A 15,849-nucleotide genomic window follows, 5' to 3' on the forward strand; every position below is an offset into this window, starting at 1 on the left:
CTTCGATCTTAGCGCCCGCCCCGGCCCGGGTTTGGGCGCCACTGCCGATGGTGAGAGAATTGAGGCAAGCCTTTGGAGCGTGATAGACCACCGTGACCCTTGAAAACCATGCGGGACAATCCGCGCCTGGAGAACCCGGCCGGTTCTCCGGCGATTCGGAAGTCCACAGCATCACGGATGCCGCTGGAGCCCATTCGGAGGACATGCGCCAGCGCATGATCAAGTACGCGTTGGCCATGGGAATCCGCATGGTGTGCCTTGTCCTGATTTTCGTGGTGGACGGCTGGTTCAAGATCATTCCGGTGGCCGGGGCGGTGTTCCTGCCCTGGATCGCCGTGATCATCGCGAACGGGAACGACAAAGCCGAAGGCCACAGCGACCTCCTGCTGGATTCGGCCCCGCTGGCTGAGCTGGAAAGCCCACCGGCGCGGCCCGCCGGGGAGGATCCCGGCAGTGAGCTCCTGCAGGGCGAGCTGGTTATTGACGACGACGAATCCCCGTCCGGGCAGGAAAGGAAGGCCTCGTGAGCATCTTCGACTTCGCCGCCGGCACCGATCCCGCAGCGGCCGAAGCCGGTGCCATCTGTTCCCGCAAGGCGTGCCGGGCGCAGGCTTCCTGGCAGCTCCTCTGGAACAACCCCAAGATCCATTCCCCGGAACGCCGCAAGACCTGGCTTGCCTGCGCGGACCACAGGGAATGGCTGGAGGACTACCTTCAGACACGGGGCCTTTGGAAGGAAACCCTGCCCCTCGATGACTCCCGGGCATCCGGCGGCCCTGGGCAGGACAGCTGAATGTACCGTTTCCTCTTCTCCAGCAAGTGGCTGGGTTATTTGCTGCTGGCTGCCATCTTCGCCTCCGCCTGTGTGTTCCTGGGCCGCTGGCAGATGGACCGGCGCGCCGAGACCCTGGCCGAAATCGACCGGGTGGTGACCAACTACTCGGCCACGCCCATCCCGTTCGCGGACGCCAGGGAACAATTCAACGAGCTGGACCCCGGCATGGAGTGGACGCAGGTGGAGCTGAGGGGCACGTACCTCAGCGACGGCCAGCGCGTGGTCCGGAACCGTCCGCTCAATGGTCAGCCGGGTTACGAAGTGGTGGTCCCGTTCCGTCTCGACTCCGGTGAGACAGTGGTCATCGACCGGGGCTGGCTGCCCATCGGCAACGATAATCCGGGCGCCCCGGACTCGGTGCCGGAACCCCCTGCGGGTGACGTGACCGTCGTCGTGCGTTTGAAGCATCCCGAGCCCGAACTCCAGCGTGGCGCCCCCGAAGGCCAGCTGGCTTCCATCGACCTTGCCGCCTACGCCGGACAGCTCGGGTATCCGCTGTTAACCGGGGCGTACGGCCAGCTCGCATCGGAGACGCCGCCTGCAGCGGAGATGCCGTTCCCGTTCCCGAAGCCTTCCACCGAGGAAGGCACACACCTCTCGTACTCGCTGCAGTGGTTCGCGTTCGGCGTGCTGATGTTCGTTGGTTTTGGCTACGCTGCGCGCCAGCAGGCACGCAACGCGGCCATTGACGCCGAGGACGACGACGGGACAGCAGAGGGCGGGCCCCGCCCGGCAGGCGGCGAGCACCGCCGTCGTCCGTCACCTCCCAGGAAGCGGAAGAAGGCGACCTCCGAAGAAGAGGAAGACGCCCTCCTGGATGCTCAGGGGTACTGAAGGATGACGGAGCACGACGACGGACCGGTTGCCGTAGTGCGCGCGGCCTTGGTGGCTGCCGGGGTTGGAGACACCGTGCGGACTTTTCCCGCGGGCGTGCCGACGGCCTCCGCGGCTGCTGAGGCACTCGGCTGCGATCTCGCGGCGATCACGAACAGCCTGATTTTCGACCTCGGCGGAGAGCCCCTGCTGATCCTCGCAAGCGGGGCGGCCCGCGTGGATACCAAACTGGTTGCTGAAAAGTTGGGGGCGGGCAGGATCCGCCGGGCCTCCCCCGACTTCGTCCTGCAGCACACCGGCCAGGCGGTAGGCGGAGTGGCCCCGGTGGGCCACCCGGAAAAAGTCAGGACGCTCCTGGACAGCTGCCTCAAGAAACAGGAACTACTCTGGGCCGGAGCAGGAGACCACAACTCAATGTTCAGCATCACGTATGCAGAGCTGCGAAGAATCACCGAAGCCAGGGAACTGAAGGTCCGCTGACACAATAGGTGTCCGGGGCACAAGCGCAGCGGCGTGGGCGATTTATGTAGCGTGCGTCAAAGGCGACGAAGGAGCCAGCACGCGGGAAATCGCCCACGCCGCGAAGCGGACGCAACCCACCGGCGTCGAGCAGCGAACCCCAGCAAAACCGACAGCTTAAGCCAGCGTGATGAGGTCCAGGTAGTCTTCGTTCCAGTGGTCCTCGACGCCGTCCGGCAGCAGGACTACGCGCTCGGGGTTGAGGGCCTCCACTGCGCCCTCGTCGTGGCTGACCAGGACGACGGCGCCGCTGTAGTTCCTGAGCGCGCCCAGGATCTCCGCGCGGCTGGCAGGGTCCAGGTTGTTGGTGGGCTCGTCGAGGAGGAGGACGTTGGCGCTTGAAGCCACGATGGTGGCAAGGGCCAGGCGGGTCTTCTCACCGCCGGAGAGCACGCCGGCGGGCTTGTCGACGTCGTCGCCGGAGAACAGGAACGAACCCAGGATGCCGCGGACTTCGGCGTCCTTCATGTCCGGGGCGGCGGAGCGCATGTTTTCCAGGACGGTCCGGTCCACGTCGAGGGTTTCGTGCTCCTGGGCGTAGTAGCCCACCTTCAGGCCGTGCCCGGCAATAACGTCACCGGTGTCGGGCTGGTCCACACCCGCGAGCATCCGCAGGAGGGTGGTCTTTCCGGCACCGTTGAGGCCCAGGATGACCACCTTCGAGCCGCGGTCGATGGCCAGGTCCACGTCCGTGAAGATCTCCAGCGAACCGTAGGACTTGCTGAGGCCCTCGGCGGTGAGCGGGGTCCTGCCGCAGGGCGAGGGGTCCGGGAAGCGCAGGGCTGCCACGCGGTCGTTTTCCCGGACGGCCTCGAGTCCGCTCAGCAGACGCTCGGCGCGCTTGGCCATGTTCTGGGCGGCAACCGCCTTGGTGGCCTTGGCGCGCATCTTGTTGGCCTGGTCGAAAAGGACCTGGGCCTTCTTCTCGGCGTTGGCGCGCTCCCGCTTGCGGGCGCGCTCATCCGTTTCGCGCTGCGTGAGGTAGCGCTTCCAGTCCATGTTGTAGAAGTCGATCTGCGCGCGGTTGGCGTCCAGCAGGAACACCTTGTTCACGGTGGCTTCCAGCAGTTCGGTGTCGTGGCTGATCACGATCAGGCCGCCCTGGTGGTTCTTGAGGAAGTCACGCAGCCAGGCGATGGAATCGGCGTCCAGGTGGTTGGTGGGCTCATCGAGGAGCATGGTCTCGGCGTCCGAATACAGGATGCGCGCCAGCTCCACGCGGCGCCGCTGGCCACCGGACAGGGTCTTCAGCGGCTGGTTCAGCAGGCGGTCCGGCAGGGCGAGGTTGGAACAGATTGCCGCCGCCTCAGCCTCGGCGGCGTAGCCGCCGGCAGCCAGGAACTCGGATTCAAGCCGGTCGTAACGGTTCATGGCCTTGCGCTGGACCGCCGCGTCCTCGCTGGCCATTTCCTCGTGCGCCACGCGCAGTTTTCCGACGGCAATGTCGAGGCCGCGGACGGACAGGATCCGGTCCCGTGCGAGCTGCTCCATGTCCGGCGTCCGGGGATCCTGCGGCAGGTAGCCGATCTCGCCGGTACGGGTCACTTTCCCCGCGGCGGGAAGTCCTTCGCCGGCGAGGACCCTGGTGAGGGTGGTCTTCCCGGCGCCGTTACGGCCCACCAGGCCGATCTTGTCTCCCTTGTCGATGCGGAAGCTCACCTGGTCCATCAGGAGCCGGGCGCCGGCACGCAGTTCAAGATCCTGGACAGTAATCACAGCAGGTAAGGCCTTTCACAACAGGGAACGCCGCAGCCCTCGCACGATGTTGGGAGGGAGCCGGGGCAGAGTGGCCGGAGAACGGCCCATCCAAGTCTACCGTCCGGCGCCGTCCATGCAGAACGTACTGTCTGCAGCCGCCTCAACCGCCGGCGGTTGGCACGGGACTGTGGCGGACTTCATGTGTCCTGGGGGTGGGTTCGAGGCTGACGGGCTTTCCCGGCCCGGGGGTGAGCCAGCAGACTGTCCTGATGGAGTGGACACGTGCGAAGGACTGGCTGATCGGTGCTGGCGGGATGGTCATCGTCCTGGGGCTTACGGCTGCGATCGCGTGGTGGGTGGTGAGCAGTCCGGCCGGCGGGGATGAGGCAGCGCCTGGGCCATCCCCCACGGCGGGCGCCGGACCCACTGCGGGCGCTGCGCCGCCCGCGGGCCTGGGCGGGGACGAGGTGTGGCTCGCCGATCTGGCCCTGGACGCCGGAACAGTGGCGATCGCGGGCTCGTTGCTTCACGACGTCAAAGCCGTAGGGCAGGGCGTGGTCACGGGGCCGGGCGGGATGGTTGCTGAACGCCTCGCGGTGGACGCGACCGTTCCGTTCGACGTCGTTGCCGGGGAACTCGGTGATGGGACGGTGGTCCGCGCCGCCGATGGCGGCCAGGTTCTGGTGGTCCGCACCGTTGAGGCTTTGGGCCGCGAGCTGGACGTTAATGCCACGGGCACAGTGAGGGTCGACGCCGGCAGGCTGGTTGTTGAGCCGCGCTCGATAGACTTTGGCGGGCCGGGATTCCTCTCCGACGCCGTCGGTGCCGCCGTGAGAAGCCTCGTGACCATTGAGCACAGCATTGAGGGCCTGCCCGAGGGCCTCGTCCTTCAGGACGTCGCGGTCCAGGACGACGGCTTCCGTGCGAGTCTCTCCGGCGAGGACGTCAAGCTCGTTCCATAACGTCGCCTGCCCTGGCCGGGAACACTCCACAGCTCCCCAAAGAGGGACGTGGGTGTTGTGGAACCCTAGGTGGGTTTCTTGTTCAGCACGTCCGGAAGTTCCTGCCGCCGTCGAAGTTCCAGGAGCCCGACTGCGTTGACTCCGGTGAAGACGGCGCTGAAGGTGATCAGCAGGTCCCTGACCATCACAGAATTCGGGTCACCTGGCTGGGCGATAAGCGATATAGCCAGGATCAGGGCTCCTACACAGAGCCCGCCCGCGCTGGGAAAGTTCCGCTGCCGCATCAGTCCGCTTACCCTTCGGGTTCCGCCGCACGGGCGTCTTGCCTGCTCGATCTAGGAGTCATGCACCTGACCGTAGGCCTCGCCGGGCATCCAAGCAATGCTCTTGATCAAATCCTGAGCATCGGACCTGAATGTTTCCCAGCGTGTTCATGATCGCCCTTCGCAACGGCCGGTGGTGAGCACACCGAACGTTGAACCGCGCTCCTTACCGGTGCGCGACTGCCAGTGTGCGGCCTGCTCGATGGTCTCCGCGGTCTGGTAGTCGGTCTTCTTGCCTGGCCCTAGCTTGATGATGTTGTGGTGCAGGTTCAGCCCTGTGGGGGCCTTCCTGTCTCCGCTGATGTTGATATAGCTGTCCCGCGCGCCGATGAACTGGTTCCGGCTGACCTCCACGTCCACGGGCAGCTCGGTGTCATACGTGAGGATGTGGGTGCCCTTGCCGTCCGTGTCCGGCCGGATGGTCGCAGCCCATGAGTAGCCAGCGTCAGTGCAGACATTGTCTGTGAAAGTGCAGCGGATGTGCCCGGACCCTGGAGACGCATCGCCGGCAGACCACATCTCGAAGGTCTGGTTGCAGTTCTCCACCCGGTTGTTCCGGAAGTGGATGTCGGTCCACGACTTTGCATCCTTCATGGCCGTCCCCTGCATCGTGAAGGCGACGTCATAGCATTCCCGGATGGTGTTGTCCTCCATGATGATGTTGGACGCGCCGATCCAGACCTCGATGCCGTTGCCGTACCGGGTGCCGTCGGAGCTCAGCCGGGACCCGCCAAGGTCCTCCAGGCGGCAGTTCCTGATGCGGATGTTCTCCGAGCCGCCGGTCGCAATACCGTGTGTTCCGTGGCCTTCGATATGAATGCCGTCCAGGATGCTGTGGGAGGCAGGCCGGATGCCGTCCTGCTGGACGGCGATTGCGACGCCGTCGCCAGGGTCGAAGGAAGACCTGACGTACACAAAGGTCTCGTCGCTATAGAAGTCCCACTGGTTCGCCAGTGCATCCAGGCTGGTCCGCTTCCATCCACGGATGAGGCCCGCCACCTTCAGGAAACCGACGTTGGTGGACGGAGCGCCGGTGTTGCCGCTGTACTGGCCGGACCGGGCGGTGATGTCCAGCTTCCATACCCCGGTGGCGTGCTGCACCCAGGCCGGCTTGCTGACCTTGTAGCCGGCAACCTTTGGACGCGGCCCGGTGCCGTAGGCGCCCACCGTCAAGACGCCCGATGTGCCCTTGATGGACGGCTCGTGGAGGGTGCCGAAGAATGTGTCGCCGCGCCTGAGCAGGACGGCGTCGCCGCGGCGCAGACCCCCGCGCCTCAGGGCATCCTGGATCCGCGCGAGGCTGCGCCACGGGGCTGCCTCAGTCCCCGGGGCCGAGTCGGAACCAAAGACGCTCACATACCGGGTGTTCCGGCCCCCGCGGGACCGGGTGCGTTCGTCCGTGAACACAGCGGAACTTGCGATGCCGGCTGCAGCCCCTTGGAGGAGCGTGCGGCGGCTGAAGGGTCGCGGAGGTGGTGTCATGGCCGGGGCTGGTCCTCACGGATATCTCACGAGCGATTTTATCCGGCGGCACCCGGCAGGGAAACCGTCAGCGAAGACCTGAACTATGCACACGTGGTACCAGCACGTACCGGCGATCGGGTGCGCGTTTCCGCACTACTCATTGACGAGGACGGGTACGCCTACTGCTGCCGAAACAGCGTGGGGGGCAAGCCCGGCCGGTACCGGAATGCTGAACTCCTCACCTTCTTCGGACGGTCCCGAGTGTCCATGGCCGTCGGAGCCGAGATGGTGCACAAACCGTGCAGTGCCAAGGAGGTTGCCGCGGTCATCATAGAAGCCGGCGAGCACCTGGAGTTCGAGCAGGTCGCTGACATCACTGGTGACTCGGACTGCCCCGGAGGCAGCCTGTCCATCAAAAGCCAAACCCTCGAACACAATCCTGTCATCGAAAGGGCCCTGGACTCGAAGGATCTGGCCAGGGGCAGGCCGGGTTGTCCGGAGTCCTGCCAAGTCCGGTTCCCCTTCGGCACTGACCAGGCCGGGGAAGCTTGTTTTGGCGGCAGCGGATGCCTGCGGGACACGATCGGCGCCGGGCGCGGGGGCCGGTGCCCGAGCACCCAGTACGGCGGAGGCAAACACCGCCAGCGAGGCAGCAGCGAGGGCTGCCATCAGGAGAATCCAAGGCTTGCGGCTCATCGGGTCCCCTCCGGGTGCGCTGCGGACGAGGGCCTGGCCATCACGCGGACTGCGGCGATTCTGCGGTGGTAGTTCACGCTATTCTCAGCGCAGGACGCGCAGGGCCTGGCCCACGATGTCGAACAGGTCGGTGTTGTCCACGCTGCCCTGCAATTGTTCCGCACCCGGACCGTAGGCGTATATGGGCACGTCGGCGCCCGTGTGGTTGCCGGAGGCGTAGGACAGCCAAAGACTGGCTTCCTTGGAACCGTCCTTGACGTTGGCGGGATCATCCGGAGTCCGGAAGGTGGCCGGGCCGAAGTTCTTCGGATCCTCTGAGCCTTCGCCATTGATGATTCCGGTCGAGCGCTCCTTGTCCTTGAAGTTTCCGCCGTTCCGGGTCGGGGTGGAGCTGTTGGCACTGTTCCCGGAATCGACGTTCGGTGGGGGCCCGGCCGCCTCCGCGTTCGTGAAGGAGCCCTTTTCAATGATGTTGAACCCGCCCGTTTCGTGGTCTGCGGTAACAATAACCATGGTGTTGCCGTCCTTTTTCGCGAAGTCCAGGGCAGCGGCGACGGCGTCGTCGAAGGCCTTGACTTCATCCAGTGTCTGGGCCGCGTCATTGTCGTGGGACCGCTTGTCGATCAGGGCGCCTTCAACCTGCAGGTAGAACCCCTTGCCGTTGCTCTGGTCCTGGTTCAGCAGTTCAATGGCCTTCTGCGTCATCTCCTGCAGGGACGGCTCCTCCGCTTGGGGTTTGTACGGGTTGTCCTTCTTGGCCTTTTCGAGGGTCAGGTTACCGTTATTGAACAGTCCAAAAACCTTGTCCCCCGATGCCCCGTTCAGGTCGGCGCGCGTGGCGGGGATCTGGCTCGACACAGATCCCAGGATCGAGTAGCCCTGCTCCTTCAACGCGCTTTCATCCTCTGCGTCGAAGCGGGCCATGCCACCGCCGAAAATGACGTCGGCGGTACCGTTGCGGGCGATCTGGTCTGCGATCGGGGTGACCCGGACATCACTGGTGGGCAGCTTGTCGCCGGTCACATCGGTATCCTGGCACGCATCGGCGGAGTAGTCCGGTCCCTGGCAGCCGCGGGCGAGGACATGGCTCATCTGCCCGGCGGGCGTTGCATCGGTCACTTCGGCAGTGGAAACGTTGCCTGTGCGGTAGCCGGCCTGTTTGGCCAATTCCATGATGGTCGGCACCACAACACCCTTGGCGTCCACCCCGATGGCAGTGTTATACGTCTTTACCCCCGAGGCGAAGGCTGTGGCCGCAGCGGGGGACGCGGTGACCAGCTCCGGCACGAAGCCGGCCTGCCCGGGCTGGCCGGAGTTCTTCTCCACGGAATAGGTGCTGACCGAGCCGTGGGACGGGAGGCTTTCCATCACCAGCCTGCCCTCGGCGCCGTAGAAGCGCTCCCTGGCCGCTGTGACGTGGGTGCGGCCCATCCCGTCGCCCAGCAGGTAGATGACGTTCTTCGCCGGCGATTGGAAGGCCGCGGGCGCCGGCCTGGTGGCGGTGAACACCGCGTACGTGACCACCGCGACCGCCACGACCGCGCCAAGGACGATCCACACGATCCCGCGAATCTTCCCAGGAGGGCCATCGGACATGAGTGCCGCCGGAACGTATCTCATCAGCGGGTCCCTTCCAGGCCGGGAGCGGGACGAATCTGCTGGTGGATGGCTTTTTCGTGTCTGCTTCCAGCAGGCGCATCGGTGGTTGCCAAAGAATTCCCCCTAGACGAACTTGTAGGACCACCATAGAAAGCAGTGACGGGGGAAGGAAGGAAACCGTTCCCTCCTTCCGATTTCTTCAGCCAATCTTGAGGTGCCGTGTTCAGCGGGCCTAAGGGCCCTGTTCCCGGCCTGCACCGCCCTCGTACCGTCAATCAAGGGGGACTCATCTTTCGAGCGAAAAGAGTCTGCGATGTATCTCACCCGACGCCAGCTGTTGCAGGCCGGTGCGGTAGCCGGCGCCGGCATCCTGGTCCACCCGGACGCCGCCCTGGCTGCCCGCACACGTGCCCGGCAGGCCGGTCCCTTGACAATGTTCTCCGAGCAGCTGCCGACGCTGGCCGAACTAGGGGTCCTCGATATGCGGGCGGGCGGCCAGACAGAACTGTCCATGCTCAACGCCGGGCACGCCTTCCACGGCCAGCTTGGCTCCACGGACACATTCACCTACCGGGCCGACGACGCATCGCAGACGTACCTCGGGCCCGTCATCGTCGCCCAGCGCGGCACCCCGTTCGCCCTCACTGTGCACAACCAGCTGGGAAAGCACCCGCTGGCATTCGCCATCGACGATGAGCTGGTGCCGCCCGGCAGCGACGACGCCAACACCCCCCGCACCTCGACCCACCTGCATGGCGGCAACACCAGGCCAGGGTCCGACGGCGGCCCTGAACAGGTCTTTACCCCCGGCAGTTCCTACACCTACCACTACGACAACAACCAGGATGCCGCCGGGCTCTGGTACCACGACCATGCGCTGGGCATCACCCGCCTCAACGTCTACGCCGGGCTGGCGGGCGGCTACCTCATCCGGGACACCCCGGGGCCGTCCGGGACCGGAATCGACATCGGAGACGGAACCCACCTGCCGCCGCCCCCATACGAGGTGCCGCTGGTCATCCAGGACCGGATGTTCAATCCCGACGGATCCTTCGCCTACCCGCCCAATCCGGAGCTGACGACCAGCGACGGAACCCCACGGCCCTGGGCGCCGGAGTTTTTTGGGGACGTGGCAACGGTCAACGGGAAATGCTGGCCGAACCTGGACGTGGACCGGGGAAAGTACCAGTTCCGCGTGTACAACGGGTCAAACGCAAGGTTCTACAACCTCAAGTTCATGTCCGGCGGAAACGCGCTCACGTTCGCCCAGATCGGCACGGACGGGGGCCTCCTCGACGCCCCGGCCAAGCTCAACAAACTGGTCCTGGGCCCGGGCGAGCGGGCGGACCTTGTGGTGGACTTTGCCGGCCTGTCCGCCGGATCCAAGGTGGTCCTGGGCAACAATGCCCCTACCCCTTACCCGGACGGCCCGGTCGCGGCGAAGCAAGGCGGGGTTCCCCTCCGCGAAATCATGCAGTTCACCGTGCAAAGCCAGGCCGGCTACACGGCGCCGCTGCCGGAAAAGCTGCGGCCCCAGCCCATGACGAGGCTGGCAGGCCTGCCCACGGCGGCCACCCGCCAGATGACCCTCGTGGAAGTCCTCAACGCGGCGGGCATCCCCATCATGGCCCTGCTGAACAACCGCCCCTTCCACACCACCGACATCACCGCCGTGCAGGGCGACACCCTTGAGGAGTGGGAACTGATCAACACAACAGTGGACGCGCACCCCATCCACCTGCATTTCACCCAGTTCCAGGTCTTCAACCGCCAGCGTTTCGACGTCGGCAAATACCTTGCCGCCACCGGATACGTGGATCCTGGCACCGGGCTGGTGACGCCGGGCCAGGGCAGCAACGTGCCCGTCACGCCGTTCCTGACGGGCCGCCCCAAGGCGGCACCGGCCAACGAGCGGGGCTGGAAGGACACCGCGGTGTCGATGCCTGGAGAAGTGACCCGGATCAGTGTCCCCTTTGGGGCGGGTGCAGCCGGCGGAGCACCCTTGGCCATCGGCTCCTCGTTCACGGGCGAGTACGTCTGGCACTGCCACATCCTCGAGCACGAGGACAACGACATGATGCAGCGCTACGTCATCGAATGACGGTTCTCCCTCCAAAGCACCACATGCACCACAACGGAAGGGGAAACCGACCACCTTTGTGCCCAGCCTGTAGCTGCGGGCAACCCGTTTAGTAGACCCCCTACAAAATGCCCGCAGTTCCGCACCAGTAACGTCGGCAGTACATTAGATTCCGCTTGTACAACCCCGACAGGACTGCCATGAGCAACACCGACACCGCCTTCAAGAATCCCGCCAGCACCGGGCGCCGCCGCTGGAACGCCACCGACCTTGGCCTGATCGCCGTCTTCGCCGCCCTGGTTGCCGGCGCAGCCCTGGTCCCCGGCCTGGCCGTAAACGGCTTCGGGGTCCCCATCACTTTCCAGACGCTGGCCGTGATGCTGACCGGCCTGGTTCTCGGACCGGGACGGGCCTTCGCCGCCGTGGGACTCTACACCCTCTTGGGGCTCGCCGGCCTGCCCATCTTCAGCCAGGGCCGCAGCGGCCTGGGCATCCTCGCAGGCCCATCCGCCGGCTACATCATCGCCTTCCCGATCGCCGCCTGCGTTGTGGGCTGGCTGGCCACCATCGTGATCCGGCGGACCACCAAGGCCAGGGCGCTGTGGTTCTTCCTCTCTGCCGCCGTCACCAGCGCCTTTGTGGTGCACTCCCTCGGCATCGCCGGGATCGCCCTGAACACCAAGGCCACCCTCGGGCAGGCTTTCCTGAGCGATTTGGTGTTCTACCCGGGTGACATGGTGAAGAACATCCTGGCCGCCGTCATAGCCGTCGCACTCCACCGTGCCTTCCCGGACATCCTGGTGCGCCGCGTCCCGCGCAGTGCCGCCCTGCCCGCGAAAGTCTAAGGGACCCGCCATGCCCGCCGTGATCTTTGACCGTGTAAGGGTCGCCGTCGAAACGGACAGCGCACCGGAACTGAAAGTCCTCCTCGACGCCATAAGCCTGGAACTTACCGAACAGCGCATTGGCGTCATCGGCGCCAACGGCTCCGGTAAGTCCACAGTGCTCCGCCTGGTCAACGGCCTGGTCCAGCCAACGGAGGGCAGGGTCACGGTGGACGGCGCCGATACGGTCCGCGACGTCCGGACGGTACGCCGGAACGTGGGGTTTGTCTTCACCGATCCCCTGTCCCAGCTGGTGATGCCTACTGGCCGGGAGGACGTGGAGCTGTCCCTGCGGCGCTTCGTCCGCAACGGTAAGGAGCGGCGGCAAGCTGCCGAAGGGGCACTGGACCGGCTGGGCCTGCTGGAACTGGCGGACCAGAGCATCTACGAGCTGTCCGGCGGGGAACGGCAGCTCATGGCCCTGGCCGCAGTGCTCGCGGTGAACCCGTCGGTGCTGGTCCTCGATGAGCCGTCCACCCTCCTGGACCTCCGCAACCGGGAACTCCTCCGCAGGACCCTGGCAGGGCTGGACCAGCAGATCATCATGTCCACCCATGACCTTGAGCTGGCATTGGAGATGGACAGGGTCCTGGTCATCGAAAAGGGTGAGGTGGTGTTCGACGGCGGCGCGGCGCCGGCCGTCGACCACTACCGGATGTTGTGCCGGGACGGCCTGCCGGCAGGAAAACCGCGATGAGGGGCCACGGCTTCCTGCTGGCCAATTACGTGCCGGGACATTCCCTTATCCACCGGGCACCCCTGGCGCTGAAGTTCCTGCTGGTCTTCGGCTGCGGCCTGGCCTCGTTCATTGTGGTGGACTGGCGGGTGTCGCTGGCGGTCCTGGCCGGGCTCTGCGGTTTGTTCCTCCTGACCGGAGCGGGCCTGAAGAAGCTGTGGGCCGCCATCCGGCCGCTCGCTGCCGTGCTGGTGGTCATCGGGGTGTTCCAATGGTGGATGCTGGGAGCACCAACGGCGGCGCGGATTGTCCTGAACATCCTGGTCTGCGTGGTGGCTGCATCCCTGCTCACTGCCACCACTCCCGTGCAGCGGCTCCTTGACGGAGTGGTCAGGGCGGCCGGCCCTTTCAAGCGTTTCGGCGCCGACCCCGAGCGGTTTGCCCTGACCATCGCCATCATGCTGCGGAGCATCCCCTACATTGCCGGCACTTTCGCGGACGTCCGGGATTCCGCCCGGGCACGGGGGCTGGAGCGCAATCCGCGGGCCCTGATCCTCCCTGTTTTCATCACCTCGGTGGCGTTTGCGCGCCAGACAGGTGAGGCGCTCGCCGCCCGCGGCCTCGGGGACGCGGAAGACTGACGCCCCCGCCGGGGCACCGCGCCTTAGAGCCGCTGGTATTCCAGCAGCGCAGCGGTGCCCATGCCGCCGGCGCTGCTGATCATCGCCAGCGCCAGGCTTCCCGGTGTTCCGGACCGGCGTGCCTGGGCCAGCAGGCGGGTCACCAGGACGGCACCGGACGCGCCGTAGGCGTGGCCCAGGGCCAGGGCGCCGCCGTCGAGGTTGGCCCGCTCAGCATCGATTCCCACCTGGTCAAGGCAGGCAAGCGTCTGCGACGCGAAGGCTTCGTTGAACTCCACCAGGTCCACCTGGTCCGCTGACACCCCCGCGGCTGACAGGACGTCCCGGGCTGCGGCGGCGGCGCCGACGCCCAGCAGTTCAGGATCCACTCCAGCCGTCCCGCTGCCCAGCACCAGCAACCCGTCGACGGCGCCCAGGGTCCTTGCCCGTTGCAGGGAGGTGATGACGACGGCGGATGCGGCGTCGGCGTCGAAGCAGGAGTTCCCCGCGGTGACAGTTCCCCCGTCAACGAAAGCGGCGGGGAACCGGGCCAGGACTGCGGCGTTGAGCCCACGCCTGGGGCCATCGTCCGCGGCAGTCCCTGCCTCTGTATCCAACGTGACCAGTTCGCCGTCGAACACCCCGGCGTCGCGGGCGGCAAGCGCCAGGCGGTGGCTGCGGAGGGCGAACGCGTCCTGGCGTTCCCGGCTGACGCCGAACTCCCGCGCCACATTTTCTGCGGCCACGCCCATGTCCGGATCGCCGAAGCCGGCCGGCACAAACTGAGCCCGAGCGTAGAACTCCGGCCCGCCGTCGTCGTTCCTGTACGCGCGCAGCGGCGCTGTACTGGTGCTCTCCACTCCCCCGGCAAGGTACAGCGGGTTTCCGCCCGCAGCCACCAGCCGCGATGCCAGAACCACCGCGTCGAGTCCGGAGCCGCACTGGCGGTCCACGGTAATCCCCGGAACGCTGACGGACAGCCCCGCCTCCAGCAGCGCAAGGCGGGCCACGTTTCCGCCACCGCCCACGGCGTTGCCGATCACAACGTCGGTGACTCTGCCGGGCTCCGCCCCCGTTTCCGCCAGGAGCTCCCGGAGCACGGGCGCGAGCAGTTCGTGGGCACGCAGGCTCCGGAGTACACCGTTGGTGCGGCACACCGGGGTGCGGCGGGCGGCAATGATGACAGGCTGCCGGTCCGGCGGGAGCATCTCAGCTGTCAAGGCTGCGCACCCTGCGGTCCCGGGAACTGATCCAGTCCAGCAGCAGGCTGCGGCTGACCTTGCCCCGGTCCGTGGTGGGCAGTTCGCTGAGCAGGTAGTACTGGAGCGGGCGCTTATCCCGGACAAGGAGGTCCTCGAGCCCGGCACGGAGCTGGGTGGCCGTGATGCCGCCGTGGGAGGGGACAACACCGGCCACGACCCTTTCCCCGCGAAGGTCGTCGGGCATTCCGGCCGCGACGGCGGCGGACACACCCGGCACCGCTGACAGTGCCAGTTCCACCTCATGGGGGTAGACGTTCTTGCCTGACGTGAGGATCATGTCCGCGCGGCGGCCCAGGATGTGCAGTTCGCCTTCGGACAGGTAGCCCTGGTCGCCCACCGTGAACCAGCCGTCAAAGGACTTCAGGGCCTCCCCGTCATCACCCCAGAGGTAGCCGTTGCTGACCATTGCGCTGCGGACGCAGATGTTTCCGGACTCCCCGTCGGGCAGCGGCTGCCCCGAGTCGTCGAGGATCCGCACGTCCACACCCGGAAACGCCCGGCCGATCCCCGTTCCGCCCAGTACTGCCGGCTGGCTGGCGGCCAGCCCCGTCCCCGAGACGAAACTCAGTTCCGAAGCACCGTAGTACTCGAAGATGGTGGCATTCGGGGCCCAGCGGCGGGCAGCCTCAAGGGTCCGCGCGTCCAGCTTCGAGCCGGCACAGATGATGGTCCGCACGCCGGAGGCGTCCACGCAGCCGGTCAGGCCGCGTTCGCTGAGCATCCGCAGCATGGTGGGCACCAGCACCAGCCGGGTGACGCGGTCGTGGGTGATGGCGGCGTGGACGTCGCCCACGTCAAAGCTTTCCAGGGTCTGGAATTCCGAACCGGCGTAGAGGCATTCGGCCAGCGCGTAGAGGTTGAGGCTGGCGGCAAGGGGGCCCGGAGCCAGGGTCACATCGTCCGCACGAAGCCCGAAGAATTCGATGGAGGCTTCAAAGGATTCCTGCCAGGACCGCCGGGACCGCGTGAAGGCTTTTGGAATCGACGTGGTGCCGGATGTGAGCCCGATCAGGAAGGTGGACCCGGGGTCGCCGTCTGCGAGCTCATCATCCGGGGACACGGCCGCGGGTTGGGCGGACGCGTCTACGCGCCGCTTCATGTCCTCCGGCAGCAAACCCGGCCAGGCAGGATCGAGGACGGCGCACTGGCGTCCGGCGGCCACCGCCGCGGCAAATCTTGCCGCGAAGTCAACCGAGTTGGCTTCGCACAGGGAGGTCACGGATTTGGTGTGGGGTACCAGCGCCGCAGCGGAGTCCCGGAGCTCCGCCCAGGAGAGGCGGCGCCCGGCAATCACGACGGCGGTGTCGTGGGGCCGTTCCTCGGCCCAGCGCTGGATTCTGTTCAGGAAAGGCATCAGATCAACTTTACCGGCCGGCACCGGTTGAGCTTCCGGTCCG

The 15,849-nt window shown here is 66.4% G+C and carries 15 protein-coding genes; 9 read left to right on the forward strand and 6 right to left on the reverse strand.

From position 1 onward, the window contains the following. Positions 1 to 92: 92 nt before the first annotated feature. From HTS88_RS00800 to HTS88_RS00815, 4 genes are read left to right on the forward strand one after another with little or no spacing between them, the layout of a single operon-like run. The gene (locus HTS88_RS00800; protein WP_174174530.1) at positions 93 to 527 is read left to right on the forward strand and encodes a DUF3099 domain-containing protein; all 435 of its coding nucleotides are present in this window, start codon (positions 93 to 95) and stop codon (positions 525 to 527) included. Further along, positions 524 to 793, forward strand: coding sequence for a hypothetical protein (locus HTS88_RS00805; protein ID WP_174174532.1), 270 nt, complete (start codon positions 524 to 526; stop codon positions 791 to 793). The genes HTS88_RS00800 and HTS88_RS00805 overlap by 4 nt, the downstream gene beginning before the upstream one ends. Further along, positions 794 to 1,669 (forward strand): SURF1 family cytochrome oxidase biogenesis protein, encoded by an 876-nt coding sequence (locus HTS88_RS00810; protein ID WP_174174533.1) that lies wholly within the window; start codon positions 794 to 796, stop codon positions 1,667 to 1,669. It abuts the gene before it with no gap. A gap of 3 nt (positions 1,670 to 1,672) precedes the next feature. Then, a complete protein-coding gene (locus HTS88_RS00815) occupies positions 1,673 to 2,149 on the forward strand; it encodes a YbaK/EbsC family protein (RefSeq protein WP_174174535.1) in 477 nt (158 codons plus the stop codon). A 156-nt stretch (positions 2,150 to 2,305) separates the two neighbouring features. Here HTS88_RS00815 and HTS88_RS00820 read toward each other — a convergent pair whose 3' ends face one another. After that, positions 2,306 to 3,904, reverse strand: a complete 1,599-nt coding sequence (locus HTS88_RS00820; protein WP_066275709.1) for an ABC-F family ATP-binding cassette domain-containing protein — start codon at positions 3,902 to 3,904, stop codon at positions 2,306 to 2,308. 251 nt (positions 3,905 to 4,155) lie between these two features. On the opposite strand from HTS88_RS00820, the gene HTS88_RS00825 reads away from it, so the two are divergent. Beyond that, on the forward strand, positions 4,156 to 4,848 hold the full coding sequence (locus HTS88_RS00825; protein ID WP_174174537.1) for an LmeA family phospholipid-binding protein: 693 nt from the start codon (positions 4,156 to 4,158) through the stop codon (positions 4,846 to 4,848). A gap of 431 nt (positions 4,849 to 5,279) precedes the next feature. Here HTS88_RS00825 and HTS88_RS00830 read toward each other — a convergent pair whose 3' ends face one another. From HTS88_RS00830 to HTS88_RS00840, 3 genes are all read right to left on the reverse strand, one after another. Beyond that, the gene (locus HTS88_RS00830) at positions 5,280 to 6,653 is read right to left on the reverse strand and encodes a right-handed parallel beta-helix repeat-containing protein (RefSeq protein ID WP_174174539.1); all 1,374 of its coding nucleotides are present in this window, start codon (positions 6,651 to 6,653) and stop codon (positions 5,280 to 5,282) included. A gap of 135 nt (positions 6,654 to 6,788) precedes the next feature. After that, complete coding sequence (locus HTS88_RS00835; protein WP_174174541.1) at positions 6,789 to 7,331, reverse strand: hypothetical protein; 543 nt, start codon at positions 7,329 to 7,331, stop codon at positions 6,789 to 6,791. An 84-nt stretch (positions 7,332 to 7,415) separates the two neighbouring features. Then, the gene (locus HTS88_RS00840) at positions 7,416 to 8,951 is read right to left on the reverse strand and encodes an alkaline phosphatase (RefSeq protein WP_246255867.1); all 1,536 of its coding nucleotides are present in this window, start codon (positions 8,949 to 8,951) and stop codon (positions 7,416 to 7,418) included. A 292-nt stretch (positions 8,952 to 9,243) separates the two neighbouring features. Here HTS88_RS00840 and HTS88_RS00845 point away from each other — a divergent pair, with 292 nt between their 5' ends. From HTS88_RS00845 to HTS88_RS00860, 4 genes are all read left to right on the forward strand, one after another. Further along, complete coding sequence (locus HTS88_RS00845) at positions 9,244 to 11,031, forward strand: multicopper oxidase family protein (RefSeq protein ID WP_174174543.1); 1,788 nt, start codon at positions 9,244 to 9,246, stop codon at positions 11,029 to 11,031. Between the two features lie 179 nt (positions 11,032 to 11,210). Next, entirely contained in the window at positions 11,211 to 11,855 is a 645-nt protein-coding gene (locus HTS88_RS00850) for a biotin transporter BioY (RefSeq protein WP_174174545.1), read from the forward strand. Positions 11,856 to 11,865: 10 nt separating this feature from the next. Next, the gene (locus tag HTS88_RS00855; RefSeq protein WP_174174547.1) at positions 11,866 to 12,591 is read left to right on the forward strand and encodes an energy-coupling factor ABC transporter ATP-binding protein; all 726 of its coding nucleotides are present in this window, start codon (positions 11,866 to 11,868) and stop codon (positions 12,589 to 12,591) included. Next, a complete protein-coding gene (locus tag HTS88_RS00860) occupies positions 12,588 to 13,211 on the forward strand; it encodes an energy-coupling factor transporter transmembrane component T family protein (protein ID WP_174174549.1) in 624 nt (207 codons plus the stop codon). Before HTS88_RS00855 ends, HTS88_RS00860 begins: the two co-directional genes overlap by 4 nt. A 23-nt stretch (positions 13,212 to 13,234) precedes the next feature. Here HTS88_RS00860 and HTS88_RS00865 read toward each other — a convergent pair whose 3' ends face one another. Together HTS88_RS00865 and HTS88_RS00870 are read right to left on the reverse strand one after the other, a co-directional pair. Then, positions 13,235 to 14,410, reverse strand: a complete 1,176-nt coding sequence (locus HTS88_RS00865; RefSeq protein WP_246255868.1) for a thiolase family protein — start codon at positions 14,408 to 14,410, stop codon at positions 13,235 to 13,237. Then, a complete protein-coding gene (locus tag HTS88_RS00870; protein ID WP_174174551.1) occupies positions 14,400 to 15,806 on the reverse strand; it encodes a class I adenylate-forming enzyme family protein in 1,407 nt (468 codons plus the stop codon). The genes HTS88_RS00865 and HTS88_RS00870 overlap by 11 nt, the downstream gene beginning before the upstream one ends. Positions 15,807 to 15,849: the final 43 nt, after the last annotated feature.

The organism is Pseudarthrobacter oxydans, assembly GCF_013314975.1.
GTDB classification, from domain to species: domain Bacteria; phylum Actinomycetota; class Actinomycetes; order Actinomycetales; family Micrococcaceae; genus Arthrobacter; species Arthrobacter oxydans.

Excerpts from the sequence above, each read along its gene's own strand:
- HTS88_RS00850 (WP_174174545.1), top strand. The coding sequence starts at position 11,211 with ATGAGCAACACCGACACCGCCTTCAAGAATCCCGCCAGCACCGGGCGC.
- HTS88_RS00835 (WP_174174541.1), bottom strand. The coding sequence starts at position 7,331 with ATGAGCCGCAAGCCTTGGATTCTCCTGATGGCAGCCCTCGCTGCTGCC.
- HTS88_RS00845 (WP_174174543.1), top strand. The coding sequence starts at position 9,244 with ATGTATCTCACCCGACGCCAGCTGTTGCAGGCCGGTGCGGTAGCCGGC.
- HTS88_RS00830 (WP_174174539.1), bottom strand. The coding sequence starts at position 6,653 with ATGACACCACCTCCGCGACCCTTCAGCCGCCGCACGCTCCTCCAAGGG.
- HTS88_RS00825 (WP_174174537.1), top strand. The coding sequence starts at position 4,156 with ATGGAGTGGACACGTGCGAAGGACTGGCTGATCGGTGCTGGCGGGATG.
- HTS88_RS00860 (WP_174174549.1), top strand. The coding sequence starts at position 12,588 with ATGAGGGGCCACGGCTTCCTGCTGGCCAATTACGTGCCGGGACATTCC.
- HTS88_RS00840 (WP_246255867.1), bottom strand. The coding sequence starts at position 8,951 with ATGAGATACGTTCCGGCGGCACTCATGTCCGATGGCCCTCCTGGGAAG.
- HTS88_RS00870 (WP_174174551.1), bottom strand. The coding sequence starts at position 15,806 with ATGCCTTTCCTGAACAGAATCCAGCGCTGGGCCGAGGAACGGCCCCAC.
- HTS88_RS00810 (WP_174174533.1), top strand. The coding sequence starts at position 794 with ATGTACCGTTTCCTCTTCTCCAGCAAGTGGCTGGGTTATTTGCTGCTG.
- HTS88_RS00855 (WP_174174547.1), top strand. The coding sequence starts at position 11,866 with ATGCCCGCCGTGATCTTTGACCGTGTAAGGGTCGCCGTCGAAACGGAC.
- HTS88_RS00815 (WP_174174535.1), top strand. The coding sequence starts at position 1,673 with ATGACGGAGCACGACGACGGACCGGTTGCCGTAGTGCGCGCGGCCTTG.